At 59.7% G+C, this 13,205-nt stretch carries 13 protein-coding genes and 1 tRNA gene; 7 read left to right on the top strand and 7 right to left on the bottom strand.

Annotated features, from left to right (window positions below; translation table 11 throughout):
* The first annotated feature begins 329 nt into the window (after positions 1–329).
* Positions 330–1,526: an amino acid aminotransferase gene (locus tag PSJE_RS07310; protein WP_057715589.1), complete on the top strand. Its 1,197-nt coding sequence runs from the start codon at positions 330–332 to the stop codon at positions 1,524–1,526.
* Between the two features lie 237 nt (positions 1,527–1,763).
* Positions 1,764–1,973, top strand: coding sequence for a hypothetical protein (locus tag PSJE_RS07305; protein WP_057715590.1), 210 nt, complete (start codon positions 1,764–1,766; stop codon positions 1,971–1,973).
* On the opposite strand, the gene PSJE_RS07300 is transcribed toward PSJE_RS07305, so the two are convergent.
* On the bottom strand, positions 1,970–2,200 hold the full coding sequence (locus PSJE_RS07300; protein ID WP_090454204.1) for a hypothetical protein: 231 nt from the start codon (positions 2,198–2,200) through the stop codon (positions 1,970–1,972). The genes PSJE_RS07305 and PSJE_RS07300 overlap by 4 nt on opposite strands.
* Before the next feature lie 227 nt (positions 2,201–2,427).
* Between PSJE_RS07300 and PSJE_RS07295 the strand changes: the two genes are divergently transcribed.
* Positions 2,428–2,503: transfer RNA gene (locus tag PSJE_RS07295), tRNA-Asn, on the top strand.
* Positions 2,504–2,637: 134 nt separating this feature from the next.
* Here PSJE_RS07295 and PSJE_RS07290 read toward each other — a convergent pair.
* Entirely contained in the window at positions 2,638–4,155 is a 1,518-nt protein-coding gene (locus PSJE_RS07290) for a nucleobase:cation symporter-2 family protein (protein WP_090454202.1), read from the bottom strand.
* Between the two features lie 254 nt (positions 4,156–4,409).
* Here PSJE_RS07290 and PSJE_RS07285 point away from each other — a divergent pair, with 254 nt between their 5' ends.
* Both PSJE_RS07285 and PSJE_RS07280 read left to right on the top strand, forming a co-directional pair.
* Complete coding sequence (locus tag PSJE_RS07285) at positions 4,410–4,691, top strand: BrnT family toxin (RefSeq protein ID WP_090454200.1); 282 nt, start codon at positions 4,410–4,412, stop codon at positions 4,689–4,691.
* Positions 4,692–4,694: 3 nt separating this feature from the next.
* Positions 4,695–5,000 carry a BrnA antitoxin family protein gene (locus PSJE_RS07280; RefSeq protein ID WP_090454198.1) on the top strand — a complete coding sequence of 102 codons (306 nt, stop codon included), beginning with the start codon at positions 4,695–4,697 and terminating at the stop codon, positions 4,998–5,000.
* A gap of 55 nt (positions 5,001–5,055) precedes the next feature.
* On the opposite strand, the gene PSJE_RS07275 is transcribed toward PSJE_RS07280, so the two are convergent.
* Positions 5,056–5,886: an arylamine N-acetyltransferase family protein gene (locus tag PSJE_RS07275; RefSeq protein ID WP_090454196.1), complete on the bottom strand. Its 831-nt coding sequence runs from the start codon at positions 5,884–5,886 to the stop codon at positions 5,056–5,058.
* A gap of 113 nt (positions 5,887–5,999) precedes the next feature.
* The gene (locus PSJE_RS07270) at positions 6,000–6,794 is read right to left on the bottom strand and encodes an exodeoxyribonuclease III (protein WP_090454194.1); all 795 of its coding nucleotides are present in this window, start codon (positions 6,792–6,794) and stop codon (positions 6,000–6,002) included.
* Between the two features lie 348 nt (positions 6,795–7,142).
* On the opposite strand from PSJE_RS07270, the gene PSJE_RS07265 reads away from it, so the two are divergent.
* Entirely contained in the window at positions 7,143–7,469 is a 327-nt protein-coding gene (locus PSJE_RS07265) for a hypothetical protein (RefSeq protein ID WP_090454192.1), read from the top strand.
* A 35-nt stretch (positions 7,470–7,504) separates the two neighbouring features.
* On the opposite strand, the gene PSJE_RS07260 is transcribed toward PSJE_RS07265, so the two are convergent.
* Together PSJE_RS07260 and PSJE_RS07255 are read right to left on the bottom strand one after the other, a co-directional pair.
* Entirely contained in the window at positions 7,505–8,911 is a 1,407-nt protein-coding gene (locus PSJE_RS07260) for a DUF1254 domain-containing protein (RefSeq protein WP_090454190.1), read from the bottom strand.
* A gap of 112 nt (positions 8,912–9,023) precedes the next feature.
* Positions 9,024–10,622: a sensor domain-containing diguanylate cyclase gene (locus tag PSJE_RS07255; protein WP_408003760.1), complete on the bottom strand. Its 1,599-nt coding sequence runs from the start codon at positions 10,620–10,622 to the stop codon at positions 9,024–9,026.
* 181 nt (positions 10,623–10,803) lie between these two features.
* On the opposite strand from PSJE_RS07255, the gene PSJE_RS07250 reads away from it, so the two are divergent.
* Complete coding sequence (locus tag PSJE_RS07250) at positions 10,804–11,271, top strand: hypothetical protein (RefSeq protein WP_090454186.1); 468 nt, start codon at positions 10,804–10,806, stop codon at positions 11,269–11,271.
* A 168-nt stretch (positions 11,272–11,439) separates the two neighbouring features.
* Here PSJE_RS07250 and PSJE_RS07245 read toward each other — a convergent pair whose 3' ends face one another.
* Positions 11,440–13,194: a L,D-transpeptidase family protein gene (locus PSJE_RS07245; protein ID WP_090454184.1), complete on the bottom strand. Its 1,755-nt coding sequence runs from the start codon at positions 13,192–13,194 to the stop codon at positions 11,440–11,442.
* Positions 13,195–13,205: the final 11 nt, after the last annotated feature.

Raw genomic sequence — 13,205 nt, 5'->3', positions numbered from 1 at the left:
CCTCTGGATCACTCTTGCCGGCAAAACCGGCACGAACGAGAAAGACCGCAAACGACCGATGTCGCCCGAAGAAAAAACTGGATTGTGCTCAATGTGGAGCCGATTGCCAGTGCTTTCAAGGCAAACGTCCTACATCGCGCAAAACCTTTGCCGACGCCTTTCGACTAACGGTCGCAAAATAATCGGAAAAACTTACCTTAAAAGCCGAATAGCCTGTCGCCATTGATCGCGGATGGCCTCTATACTAGCTCCCCGTTTGTGCACCGCTCTAGTGCATTCGGCTGGAGCGCGACACGTCCCTCCACACTCCATTCAGAGCCGCCGCAATAATGAGCCTGTTCTCCGCTGTCGAAATGGCACCACGCGATCCAATCCTGGGCCTCAACGAAGCATTCAACGCCGATACCCGGACCAACAAAGTCAACCTGGGGGTCGGTGTTTACTGCAACGAGGAGGGGCGAATTCCACTCCTGCGCGCCGTTGTCGAAGCCGAAACCATTCGCGCCGCTCAACACGTTTCCCGTGGCTACCTGCCAATCGACGGTATCGCCGCCTACGACCAGGCTGTGCAAAAGCTGCTGTTCGGCAATGATTCGCCACTGATCGCTGCCGGCCGTGTAATCACCACCCAGGCCGTTGGCGGTACTGGCGCACTGAAAATCGGTGCCGACTTCCTCAAGCAACTGCTGCCGAACGCCGTTGTGGCGATCAGCGACCCGAGCTGGGAAAACCACCGCGCGCTGTTCGAAACCGCCGGTTTCCCGGTGCAGAACTACCGTTACTACGACGCCGCGACCCACGACGTGAACCGTACCGGCATGCTGGAAGACCTGAACGCGCTGCCAAACGGCTCGATCATTGTGCTGCATGCCTGCTGCCATAACCCGACCGGCGTGGACCTGAGCCCGGCGGACTGGAAAAACGTCCTGGACGTGGTCAAAGCCAAAGGCCACGTGCCGTTCCTCGACATGGCCTACCAGGGCTTCGGCGATGGCATCGACGAAGACGCCGCTGCCGTACGCCTGTTTGCCGAGTCGGGCCTGACTTTCTTCGCCTCCAGCTCCTTCTCCAAGTCGTTCTCGCTGTACGGCGAGCGCGTGGGTGCCCTGTCGATCGTCAGCGAATCGAAAGAAGAAAGCGCGCGCGTGTTGTCGCAAGTCAAACGCGTGATCCGCACCAACTACTCCAACCCGCCGACCCACGGTGCCAGCGTTGTCGCTGCAGTGCTGAACAGCCCGGAACTGCGCGCCCAGTGGGAAGCCGAACTGGCCGAAATGCGCCTGCGCATTCGTGGCATGCGTACCCAGATGGTCGACCTGCTGGCACAAAAAGCGCCTCAGCGCGATTTCAGCTTCGTCGGTCGTCAGTGCGGCATGTTCTCCTACTCCGGCCTGACGGTTGAGCAAGTTCACCGCCTGCGCAACGAGTTCGGCATCTACGCCCTGGACACCGGCCGCATCTGCGTGGCCGCGTTGAACCAGAGCAACATCAAGGTTGTGACGGACGCTATCGTCCAAGTCATCTGATGACACCTTGAAATGAAAAACGGGAAGCCATGTGGCTTCCCGTTTTTTATTTGTCACAGATAATTTTCGGCAACTAGAGCGAGCCCTCTAAACTGCACACAACTATCCACTGTGGGAGCGAGCTTGCTCGCGATAGCGATTGTCCTGCCAACATCAATGTTGAATGTGATGCCCTCATCGCGAGCAAGCTCGCTCCCACAGGTTTGAATACACCCTGGAATTCCTGCGAGAACCCACATGAAAAACGATGACCTGCGCGCCGACCGCGATGACCTGGATGACCTGGATCACTTCACCCCCCGCGCCCCGGCAAAACGCGGCAACAACCTGGTGATGCAAGTGGCCGCCGGTGTGTTTCTCGGCGGCCTGGCCCTATGGCTGGTGCAATTGGGTGCCACGGCGCTCTACGCCAAACTGATGCTTGGCACGATTACCTTCGGCGGTTAAGCCAGTTCGGTCGCACGCTGGCTGGCAGCGTCGTCGTAGGCGACATACAGCGATTCAGCGACCTGGCTCTTGATCGCTTTAGTGCTTTCCAGGCCCAGGACAAAACCTTCGGCCTTGCCGCCAGCACGGTTCAATGCTTCAGCGGTGCCGGCCTGAGTGATGGCGTCGAACAACTTTTCGGCGTGGGGGCTGACACCTTTGGGCAGGCTGATCTGAGAGATGCTCATGGGTGCATCCCGTGGTGTCGAGGTGTGAGGGTCAAATGATTCATGGCGCGTACCTTTTCGGCGAATGGCCGGCAGCGCGTGTCACCACTTCCGGGCAGCCATGGTAGACCTCTGGGGCGATCCTGGTAACCGCCAATCGCCGCTAAACCACCGCCCGTCCCGATGATTCGCTCAAATTGTTATTCGGTGCTTGACTTCTCTTTTTGAATCAGTAAGATACGCGCCATTCCGCGATAGCTCAGTTGGTAGAGCAAGTGACTGTTAATCACTGGGTCCCTGGTTCGAGTCCAGGTCGTGGAGCCAGACAGCAACATCGAAAAGCCCCTGAATCGAAAGATCCAGGGGCTTTTTTGTGGTCGATTGAAAAGCCAACGCCTGAAAAGCAAAAAGCCGATCTGTCTATTCGACAGATCGGCTTTTTTCAGTTGCCGTGAACGTCAGACATGCTCACTGCTTTTCGTGTGGACCGCCCGTGGTTCTGCCACGCCATGTTCCGATTCCAGCACCGGAATCTCCTTGCCGTCGCAATCGTGCAGTTTACCGTCGCTGAAGTAGTCCCCTTCACGCAACGCCGCCAGATCCTGATAACGCAGCACCCGCTCGGTACCGGCCGCAAACACCGATTGCTGGTCGGAGTTACCGGCAGTCAGATGGTTGAAGGTCAGGTTCAGCACGATGGCCATGATTGCCGAAGAACTGATGCCCGAATGGAAAATGGTCGCGAACCAGCTCGGGAAGTGATCGTAGAAGCTAGGTGCCGCGATCGGGATCATGCCGAAGCCAATCGAGGTCGCGACGATGATCAGGTTGACGTTGTTGCGGTAGTCGACCTTGGACAAGGTCCGAATGCCGCTGGCCGCGACGGTACCGAACAGCACGATGCCAGCGCCACCCAATACGGAGGTCGGTACGGCGGCGATGACCCGGCCCATGAAGGGCAGCAGACCGAGGATCACCAGGAACAGACCGCCGGTTGCCACCACGTAGCGGCTCTTGATGCCGGTGACCGCCACCAGACCGACGTTCTGGGCGAAGGCGCTCTGGGTGAAGGAACCGAAGATCGGCGCGAACATGCTCGACAGCATGTCGGCGCGCAGACCGTTGCCCAGGCGCTTGGAGTCAACCTTGGTGCCGATGATCTCGCCGACGGCCAGAATGTCCGCCGAGGTCTCCACCAGCGTCACCATCACCACGATGCACATCGACAGGATCGCAGCAAAGTGAAAGGTCGGCATGCCGAAGTGGAACGGCGTCGGGAAGCCGAACATCGGGCCCTGGGTTACGGACGAGAAATCCGCCATGCCAAGGAACACCGCGATCACCGTACCAATGACCATGGCCAACAGAATCGACAGGCGAGAGATGGTCGCACTGCCGATTTTGCTCAGCAGCAGTACCAGCACCAGCGTTACCGCCGCCAGACCGATGTTCGCCGTGCTGCCGAAGTCCGGCGCATGGCTGTTGCCGCCCATTGCCCAGCGCGCGGCTACCGGCATCAGCGTCAGGCCAATGGTGGTAATCACAATGCCGGTCACCAGCGGCGGGAAGAACTTGGTGATACGCGAGAACACCGGGGTTATCAGCAACCCGATCAGGGACGCCGCTATCACCGCCCCCAGCACCGATTGAAACCCGCCCTCCCCGCCACTGCTGACAATCGCCACCATGGTCGCGACGCCGGAGAAGGATACGCCCTGCACCAGCGGCAATTGACAACCAAAAAACGGTAAACCCAGGGTTTGCAGCAGTGTTGCCAGCCCCCCCGCAAACAATGAAGCAGCAATCAACAAACCGATGTCCGCCGGCGAGAGCCCGGCCGCCTGGCCGATGATCAATGGCACCGCGACGATACCGCCATACATGGTCAGAACATGTTGCAGGCCATAAGCCATATTCGCGCCGATCCCAAGATTTTCGTCCTCGGGCCGTTGGTGTGAAACATGGGGCGTTTTCATGGAGGGGGTTCCCTGGTTTTTGTTATGCGCACACTGTATGCAAGACATAGGACAAATGTCTATAGAGTTGTATACAACTTATCAGTCACAAAATGGATACTTGTCCATTTCCGCCTGACACCCACCCTCCTGGCCACGCCAAAAACCTTGAAATACATCCCTCGCCGCCCACACCCGCGTGCTGACTAGTCTTTTGAATTCCTGGCGACCATCGGTAAGGCCCGCCTCTTCTATATACATATAAAGTATGCATAATGAAGTCATTCGAAATTCAGTTCCACAAGGCCAAGAACGCAGCCAACAAACTCAAGCACCAAGGCATCAGCCTCGCAGAGACTGAACCGGTATTCCATGACGAGCGAGCGCTGACCATCGAGGACAATCACCATGATGAACAACGCTGGATCACCATGGGGCTGGACGCCAAAGGCCGGTTGCTGGTTGTCGTGTACACCCACCGCGATCCGAATTTCGTTCGAATCATTTCCGCGCGCATCGCCACCAAAAGCGAGCGTCGTCAGTACCTGGAGGCATGACCGATGAAAGACGAATACGATTTCAGTAACGCCAGGCGGGGGGCCGTGGCGCCTGCCAAAGGCAAGACCCGCATTACCATCATGCTCGATGATGCAGTCATCGAAGCGGCCCGCGCACTGGCAGAACACGAGGGGTACGGCTACCAGACGGTGATCAACAATACCTTGCGCCGAGCCCTGCTCAACGAAGGCAAGAGCGCACACCTGAAACAAACCCTCACCCCTGCCGAACTCAAGGGGCTGGAGCAGAAACTCGCAGAGGCCTTGCGCGAAATCCAACGGGTGATGGAGCCGGGTGTTCGGCCCTGAAACACAAAGGGCCGATCAATCGGCTCAGCTCTGTGCGATGTCCAGGATCAGCCTGTTACTGCGGTGCTGCGATCAATCGTTTCAGAGTCCGTGCCAATTGCGCCTGTTCCGGTACGCGAATGCCGAACTCGCTGCCCAGCAGGCCAATCAGTTCCTGAACATCCGTCACCTCCCGCCGCTCGCTGTCATGGCCAATCCGGTGAATCGCGTAGCTGCCATTGTTGAGCGTGCGTCGCCACCCCTCCCCGGTGCGTGCCACCATCAACTGCTTGACGAAAGACGACTCGGGGTGGGTCGAGACGTACCAGTTGCCCACAGCAAAATCGATATCTTCCTGGCGTTGCAGGTCGAAGATGTACATCGCTCGCCATTCACCCGCAACGTTGGCGCGCAGGGTAAAGCCGTCGACGTGCAGATCGATGCGATACGACTCGTGCGGGGTTGGTTGTTCGGCGCGGGTATCAAGCAACAGGGGCGCGGTCGGTACCATGCCGCCGAAGCCGACGTCGGTGATGTAGCGCACGTCATTGATGATGACCAGGCTCAGGCGGTGGGTCCGGGCAGTCCAGGAGCCCTCCGGCTGACCCATCACCACCCGGCCGCTGATGGCACGGGCGTCGAAACCCAATTCCTGTAGCAAGGCCAGGAACAGGTTGTTGAGTTCGTAGCAGTAACCGCCACGACCATCGTGCAAGACCTTCTGCTCTATGGACGGCAAGTCGATCAGCACCGGCTCGCCGGATAATGTGGTGAGGTTTTCAAACGGGAAAACGCCGGTATGGCGCAGTTGCAGCTGGCGCAAGGTTTCCAGGGTCGGTGCTGGAGGTGTATCGAAGCCCAGGCGTTGCAGATACAAAGCACGGTCGGTCAGGCGTGGCTCGCTCATCGTTCAGTCCTTTTGCACGCAGCGGCGGATTGCTCCGCCAGTGGCCGCTATGTATACGGGATCAAGCATTGCCGCCGACAATTGATTTAGCCAATCACCCGGCATGAAAACACTCAACGCCGCTTGTGCGAGCCCAATTGAATCCAGGTGGGCGCGTGGTCGCTGGCATGGGGCTCGTTACGCACCCACGCATCCACCCCGGCATCTTGCAGATACGGACTCAGGGCCGGGTTGAGCAGCAGATGGTCAATGCGCAGCCCCGAGTTTTTCTGCCAGTGCTGACGGAAATAATCCCAGAACGTGTAGAGCCGATCCTGTGGATGCAAGTGCCGCAATGAATCGGTCCAGCCCTGGTCCAGCAACCGTTGGTAGCACTCGCGACTTTCCGGTTGCAGCAAGGCGTCCTTGAGCCAGGAGCGCGGGTTGTAGATGTCCAGGTCGGTGGGCACCACGTTGTAGTCCCCCGCCAGCACCACCGGATGTTCGCTTCCTTCAAGCGTCTGCGCGTAACGGATAAGCCGTTCGAACCACGCCAGCTTGTAATCGAATTTCGGCCCCGGTTGCGGGTTGCCGTTGGGCAAATACAGGCAACCCACCAGAACTCCGTGGACAGCGGCTTCCAGATACCGACTATGGTTGTCGCTGTCATCGCCGGGCAACCCGCGTCGGCTTTCCAGCGGCTGCGCATCCCGCGCCAGGATCGCCACGCCGTTCCAGGACGCCTGACCCTGCCAAATGGCACCGTAGCCGGCCGCTTCAAGCTCAGCCGCCGGGAATGCGCTGTCCACTGCCTTCAATTCCTGCAGGCAGGCGATATCCGGTTTTTCCCGCTCAAGCCAGGCCAACAGATTCGGCAGGCGTGCGCGCAGGCCATTGACGTTGAACGTGGCGATCCGCAACTTTTTCATGAACGGACACTCCTGAGGACGAGGTGCCTGACGTGTGACACCGGCAGGTTTCGCAGGTTGCGTCAGCGATCCCGGGGGCGCTAGCACCTTGAGCGCAAGCTGGTCGATCATAGGCCTTGCTGACGCTGAGAGCTGTGTGGGAGCGAGCTTGCTCGCGATGGCGCCGTATCAGTGGCCAACCATTTGCCTGACCTGTCGCTTTCGCGGGCAAGCCCGCTCCCACAGGGTTCTCGTTTGGCCATGGATCGGTGGCCCCCTGAGGCCCCGTGCCACTCGTCAACCGGGGCGGCACCAACCGCGTGACCCTTCACACTAACATCAGGTAACGACTCATCCCGGGAGACGACCATGGTGAACAGAAAAATGACTTCGCTGGTCATGGCCGGATGGTTGTCGGCGACGTCCCTGGCAACGCTTGCCGCGTCCGGCGATGGTCCTGGCGCGACCGGTGCGGCACCCGGCGCAACCCGCAATTCAACTCTGCTGCCAGACAACAACAGGCCCAGCGACCCCTCGAGTAATAACGGGCGCGGACAGAGCCCCGGTTCGTCAAGCGGCAGCACCGGCGTCAATGGCCCGGGCAGTGGCGCGGGCGGCGGCACCGGTGCGCCCGGTGGCGGAACCGGCGGTGCTGGCGGCGGAACGGGTAGCTGGACAGGCAAAAGCCGCCAATGACATGCCGTCATTGGCCGCTTTTTGTCACCTGAGGCCTACATCGGCTTGACCGCTGGCGGGTTCCACTTGCCATTCAGCACCTCGGCTTTCGGGCCGTACAGACGCATGGTCAGGTTGAACGGCCCTTTGGGTGCCGGCAGCCAGTTGGCCTCCAGGTCCTTGCCAGGGCTTTCGTTCTGGAAATAGAGATCCAGCGAGCCATCGGCGTTGTCCTTGAACGGCATCCAGCTACTGACCGCAAAGCGATTGAGTGAGTTGGCGACCTGGAACCCTTCCGGGTCATACAGGGTGATCGACCAGAAGGCATTCACTGGCGGCGCCTCGCCCTTGTTGAAATGCAGCACGTACTTGTTTGCGCCCTCGAGCGGCTTGCCATTGCTGTCGCCGATGTTCAACGGATAAATTGCGTCCTCGGGCAGGTTGGCACCGAGCCCCACCTGCGTAACGATGGCGCGCTTGAGGTAGTAGTTGCCGTAGACGCCCATGGTGTCAGTGTTCATCGACCAGCCATTGACCTCCCGCGCCAGGGTCGGCACTTTCCAGGTCATCAAGGCCTGCGCATCCTGGGGCACGCTTTGCAGCGCGGCCTGGATTTGCGGATCCAGCGTGTCCATGTCGAACGACTTGCCGGGTTCGATGCCGATCCGTTTGATCTGCGCCAGCATGGGCTGGTCGGTGCTGTGCGGCGGATTCACTTTCAGCAGTTCGGCAGCGTAAGTGAAGTAGTTGGCAGCCGACATGGAATCGACCTGAATCTTCGGTGGCGTTTTCATGTCCACCGCCGGGTCGACCTTCACGGTGACGGCTTCAGGCTCCTTGCCCAACCGGGACAACGGCGTAACCGTGTAACCGGCCTGGATCTTGTGCACCGCCGCGTAATCCGCCGCGCCATCAGTCTTGGTACGGCCGATGACCCAGACAAACGGAGTTGGCGCCGGCAGGTGGCTCATCCCGGCGGGCACCGTCCCGGTCCATCCCGGCGGCGTCACCAGAAATTGCCCGGCCTCAGTGCCCGTGGTGCGCCAGCCCGGCGAAGCGAATACGTCGGTCCACATATCCAGCATCGGTAACAGGTAGAAACGCCCATCGGTATCGGGCGCGGCGATCACCAGCGGTTCCTTGGTCAAGTCCAGCCAGGCAATCGAATACAACGTGTCGAAATTAGAGCGCACCACCCCTCTGAAATCGGCAGGCGGGTACTGCGGCACACTCACAAACATGTTCATCGGGCCTTTACCGAACTCCTTGCCCGGCTCGATGTTGGTGAACTGCTTGCGAGTGATGTCCATGCTCAGCAGCGGGTAAAAATAGATGTAGGCATCCACGCCGATCGAGTGAGCTTCTTCGGCGGTGATTTTCGATTGCGCGTGGCTGGCCAGCGGAAAGATGGCAGTGGCTGCGACGGTCAAAGCAACGGCTGTCAACGTTTGAGGTATCAACATGTTGGCGATCGTCCATGCGAGTGGATGTCTGCCGGGATCGACAGAACAATCGGAACTCTAGACGATCAATTCTGCCAGGCCAGGGAGACAGACCACCGGCAGCAACAGCACCTCAACGGTCGGAGCGCATCAACGCCTCGACGCCACCGGCCATCGACAACGTTGCCACGCGGTTTCTCCCCGAATGCTTGGCCTGATACAACGCCGCATCCGCCCGCTCGACAAACACATCCATGCTGTCACGCCCCGACGGCACGAACGAATAGCAACCAAGACTCACCGTCACGTAGCCATTGGGCGAGCCGGTGTGGCTGATGTTCTTGTCGATGACGCTGCGGCGGATCTGCTCGGCAATCGTCATGGCGCCGTGGATGTCGGTGTCCGGCAGCAGCACCGCAAACTCTTCGCCGCCGTAACGCACCGCCAGATCGGCCTTGCGGTGGCAGCAACTCTTCAGCGCGCGTGCCACTTCGGCCAGACAGTGATCCCCCACCACGTGGCCGTAGGTGTCGTTGTAGCGCTTGAAGTAATCGATATCGAGCATGATCAGGCTCAAAGGGCTCGCCTGCCGGGCGCCGCGCCCGAACTCGACGTCCAGCGCCCGCTCGAACAATCGGCGGTTGGCCAATCCGGTCAGGCTGTCGTGGGTGGCGATCAGCTCCAGCGCTTGCTGTGCCCTGCGCAAATCCGACTCGACCCGCTCGCCAACACGCACCTGATGCAGGAACACCCACCCGAACAGCCCCACGCCCAGCAATACCAGGGCAACAATGAGACTGGAGCGAAACGCCGTGTCGTACCAGCCCGCGAGAATGGATTCCGTGGACGACGCCGCCGTGACCACCAGCGGATACGCCTCCAGCTGTCGGTAACCGTAAAGGCGTGTCACACCATCGATGATGGATGTGAACATCGCATTGCCGGAGCTGGCCAGTGGCAGGGACTTCTGGAAAATCTCGCTCTGGGCCAGCGACGCGCCAATCTGCGCCTCCACAAAAGGTCGACGCGCCAACAGCGTGCCATCGGTCAAGCCGAGAAACATCGAGCCGTTGTCGTCGAGGCTGAAGCTTTTGAAGAACTGGTCGAAGTACGACATCTTGATCCCGGCCAGCAATACGCCCTGGAAACGGCCGTTCTTGTCGTTGACCCGTTTGGAAACCGGAATGATCCACTCACCGTTTTCCCGACTGCGAATGGCCGGGCCGATATGCGCCACCGACGATACGTTCTGCTGGTGATACTTGAAGTACTCGCGATCGGCGACGCCGGGCCCCCGAGGCAGATTTTCAAACGAGGTCACCACCCACTGGCCCTTCTGGTCGAACAGCAGGATGCCGTGCAACTGATCCAGCGCCAGCACGCGCCGAGCGAAGGTCTGCTGCAAGCGTGGCTGTTGGTCCGGGCCGAACCCGTCGACCTGAATCCAGTCCACCAGGCTGGTCAACACCAGGTCGGCCTTCATGAAAGTGTCTTCGGCTTGCTGCGCCATGGCCCGCGTCAGGTTCGAAGACGCCACTTGCGCCAGGCTCAGGTCGTGGCGACGGGACTGTTCCAATTGCAGGTAGAGCAAACCGCACAGGCACAGGCACACCGTGGCAATGAACAAGACCGCGGCCTTGCGCAGCGGTATGCGTTTCAATGCGATGCCAGGGGCGTGGTCCGGGTCGTTAAAGCGCGTGGGCAAAAGTTCATCCTGTCGGGGGCAAGGCATGGGCAACGACCCAAAGCCCTCAGTCTTCTTGGGGCCTAGTTTACGGGGTTATCCATGAAAAATGGGCGATCACTTGCCCAGTGGTCACACTTGCCCGGTGGTGCTGCAAACATGACCCAGGACAGCGCTGCCTGCTCGCCAACGAGCTACGATTAAATTGACCTCAATACAGGGAATCGACATGAGCAAGGCAGACGAGCTCGCGGCAAAATTGAAACAAACACGGCTTGCCAGCGCGGATCAGGCGATCGATACCTGGCCGGGCCAGGTCTACGAACTGTATCAACGGATAGAGACCTGGCTGCAGCCCTTGACCGAAGTTGGCCTGGTCCTGCGGCGCAACCCCACCCATGTGATCGAGATTTGCCCGATCCGGGGCACTTACCGCTATGCCATCGACCAGTTGGTAATCTCCGGCAACGCCCACAGCCTTACCTTTGACCCGGTTGCACGCTTCACAGCCGATGGCGAGGGACGGGTCGAAATTCACTCACAACCCAAAGAGTTCGCCCTGTTGCGCACCGTGGACGAACACGGTGAAACACACTGGTGGCTACAAACGATCGAGCAGGCCACAGTACAACTGGACGCGGTGGCGCTGACGGAAAGCGATCTGCTTTTAGCGGTGCAACAAGGGCTGGCGCTTTAGGGTGATTGCCGAACGGCTTGGTAATACCTGTAGGAGCGAGCTTGCTCGCGATGGACTCAAGGGCGCTGCGTTTAGCCAGTAAACACGCGGTATCGTTAACGACCATCGCGAGCAAGCTCGCTCCTACAGTATTAGCATTAGCCCATAGCGCCCGTTTCCAGTCTTTCGCTACAGCTTGTTCTGCCCCGTCACCACCAGCGGTATCTCTGCGCGACGCAAGTCCAGAGCTGGCAATTTCGTAGGCTGACTCAGGCCCTGCAGCACCCTGGCATCGTAATCATAAATGTCGGGCTTGAACGTCACCCGCCCGTCATTGCTCAGGTCCACGGTCCAGTAAGCCAACAACACCGGCACTTTCACCGGTAGCGGGATGTTCTCGGTCCTGCCATTGGCCAACTGTTTTTGAATCCCGGCGCTGTTCCAGCGTACCGGGTCGTTAAACAACAGCTCGACCAGTTGCAAGGGGTTTTCCACGCGGATGCAACCTGAACTGGTGGCCCGGACTGTCTTGGCAAACAGCTCGCGGTGTGGCGTGTCATGCAGGTAAATCGCATAGTCGTTGGGGAAGCGGATCACCACCTGCCCCAGCGAACTGTCGGGGCCGGCATCCTGACGCAGGTGGATGCCTCGCGGGTTGCTCCAGTCAACACTCGACGGATCGAGCACATTGCCTTCGCGATCCAGCACGCGAATCCGGTTGGCCGCCAGATAACCCGGATCGTTCTGGACTTTCGGAATCACGTCCTGCTTGAGGATGGTCGGCGGTACGGTCCAGGTCGGGTTGAACGTGATGTAGGTGATTTCGGCCTGGAATACCGGCGTACTGCGCACCGGCTTGCCAACCTGCACTCGCGAACGCCAGATCGGCAGACCGTCACGGTACATCGCCACCTTGTATCCGGCGATATCGACGATCACAAACGTGCCCTGCAGTTTGTACAAAAGCCACCGGGCGCGCTCCATGTTGACCCGCACCTGATCGATCCGCGCCTCGACCGGCACGTTCAGCGCCGCCAACGTCACCGCCCCCGCCACGCCATCGGCCCCCAGGTATTGCTCGGCCTGATACTTCTTCACCGCGGCAATGACCTTGTCGTCGTAACCGGCTTTTTTCGACAGGTGCGCGTCCAGGTAACCGCCCGCCACCAGACGCGCACGCAATTGAGCCACCGCCACCCCGTCCATGCCGGGCTTGAGCGATTGCCCTTCAGTGACTTTCGGCCAGCCGCCCGCATCATGGACCTGGCGCAACCGGGCCAGGCCTTCACGCAAATTGCGGTAAATCTCTTCCTGAGGAGGCGCATCGGCGAATGAACGCGCAACGTCATGGGCATCGAGGGCGGCGAACAGGTTGTTCATGTCCTCGTGGGCATTGCCGCCGGCAGGATCGAAATTCCAGTGAATGTCCAGCCGCGACGGATCGACTTTACCCCGGCGCAGTTGCAGCAGCGCGGTGATGAACGTGCGGGTCGCCGCCATATCGAACATCGCCCGTTGCGCCGTGGAAGGCATGGCAGCCACCAGCGACTCATGGGCCTGAGCCAGTTCGGTGATGCGGAAATCCGCCGGATTCAGGCCGTCGATCCGGGTGGCTTCGAGGCTCTTGAGTAATTGCGCCACATCACGATCATCCGTCCACGCGGCGCGATAGTTGCGATGCATATAGAAATCCAGCACCACCCGACTGACATCCACACGCTGATGGCGCCTGGACGTGAGCAACGGCGGAAAGGCCGATCGCAGCGGTTCCAGGGTCGCTTGAATCGCTTGGCCGACCGCGTCGTCGGGCGCCGCGGCATCGATTGTGCTGCTCGCCGCAGATACCGGCTCAATCGGCGAAACTTGCCCAAACGCTGCACCGCTGATCAGAAAGCCCATAAAAAATATGCGGCTTATGACGAATGACCTTGTTAACTGCACCATGGATAATCCTT

This window comes from Pseudomonas jessenii (genome assembly GCF_002236115.1).
GTDB classification, from domain to species: Bacteria; Pseudomonadota; Gammaproteobacteria; order Pseudomonadales; family Pseudomonadaceae; genus Aquipseudomonas; species Aquipseudomonas jessenii.
This window is presented reverse-complemented; position numbering and strand designations above follow the sequence as displayed.

Bases quoted from the DNA above. Each gene is read 5' to 3' on its own strand.
- PSJE_RS07310 (WP_057715589.1), top strand. From the start codon at position 330: ATGAGCCTGTTCTCCGCTGTCGAAATGGCACCACGCGATCCAATCCTG.
- PSJE_RS07305 (WP_057715590.1), top strand. From the start codon at position 1,764: ATGAAAAACGATGACCTGCGCGCCGACCGCGATGACCTGGATGACCTG.
- PSJE_RS07300 (WP_090454204.1), bottom strand. From the start codon at position 2,200: ATGAGCATCTCTCAGATCAGCCTGCCCAAAGGTGTCAGCCCCCACGCC.
- PSJE_RS07290 (WP_090454202.1), bottom strand. From the start codon at position 4,155: ATGAAAACGCCCCATGTTTCACACCAACGGCCCGAGGACGAAAATCTT.
- PSJE_RS07285 (WP_090454200.1), top strand. From the start codon at position 4,410: ATGAAGTCATTCGAAATTCAGTTCCACAAGGCCAAGAACGCAGCCAAC.
- PSJE_RS07280 (WP_090454198.1), top strand. From the start codon at position 4,695: ATGAAAGACGAATACGATTTCAGTAACGCCAGGCGGGGGGCCGTGGCG.
- PSJE_RS07275 (WP_090454196.1), bottom strand. From the start codon at position 5,886: ATGAGCGAGCCACGCCTGACCGACCGTGCTTTGTATCTGCAACGCCTG.
- PSJE_RS07270 (WP_090454194.1), bottom strand. From the start codon at position 6,794: ATGAAAAAGTTGCGGATCGCCACGTTCAACGTCAATGGCCTGCGCGCA.
- PSJE_RS07265 (WP_090454192.1), top strand. From the start codon at position 7,143: ATGGTGAACAGAAAAATGACTTCGCTGGTCATGGCCGGATGGTTGTCG.
- PSJE_RS07260 (WP_090454190.1), bottom strand. From the start codon at position 8,911: ATGTTGATACCTCAAACGTTGACAGCCGTTGCTTTGACCGTCGCAGCC.
- PSJE_RS07255 (WP_408003760.1), bottom strand. From the start codon at position 10,622: ATGCCTTGCCCCCGACAGGATGAACTTTTGCCCACGCGCTTTAACGAC.
- PSJE_RS07250 (WP_090454186.1), top strand. From the start codon at position 10,804: ATGAGCAAGGCAGACGAGCTCGCGGCAAAATTGAAACAAACACGGCTT.
- PSJE_RS07245 (WP_090454184.1), bottom strand. From the start codon at position 13,194: ATGGTGCAGTTAACAAGGTCATTCGTCATAAGCCGCATATTTTTTATG.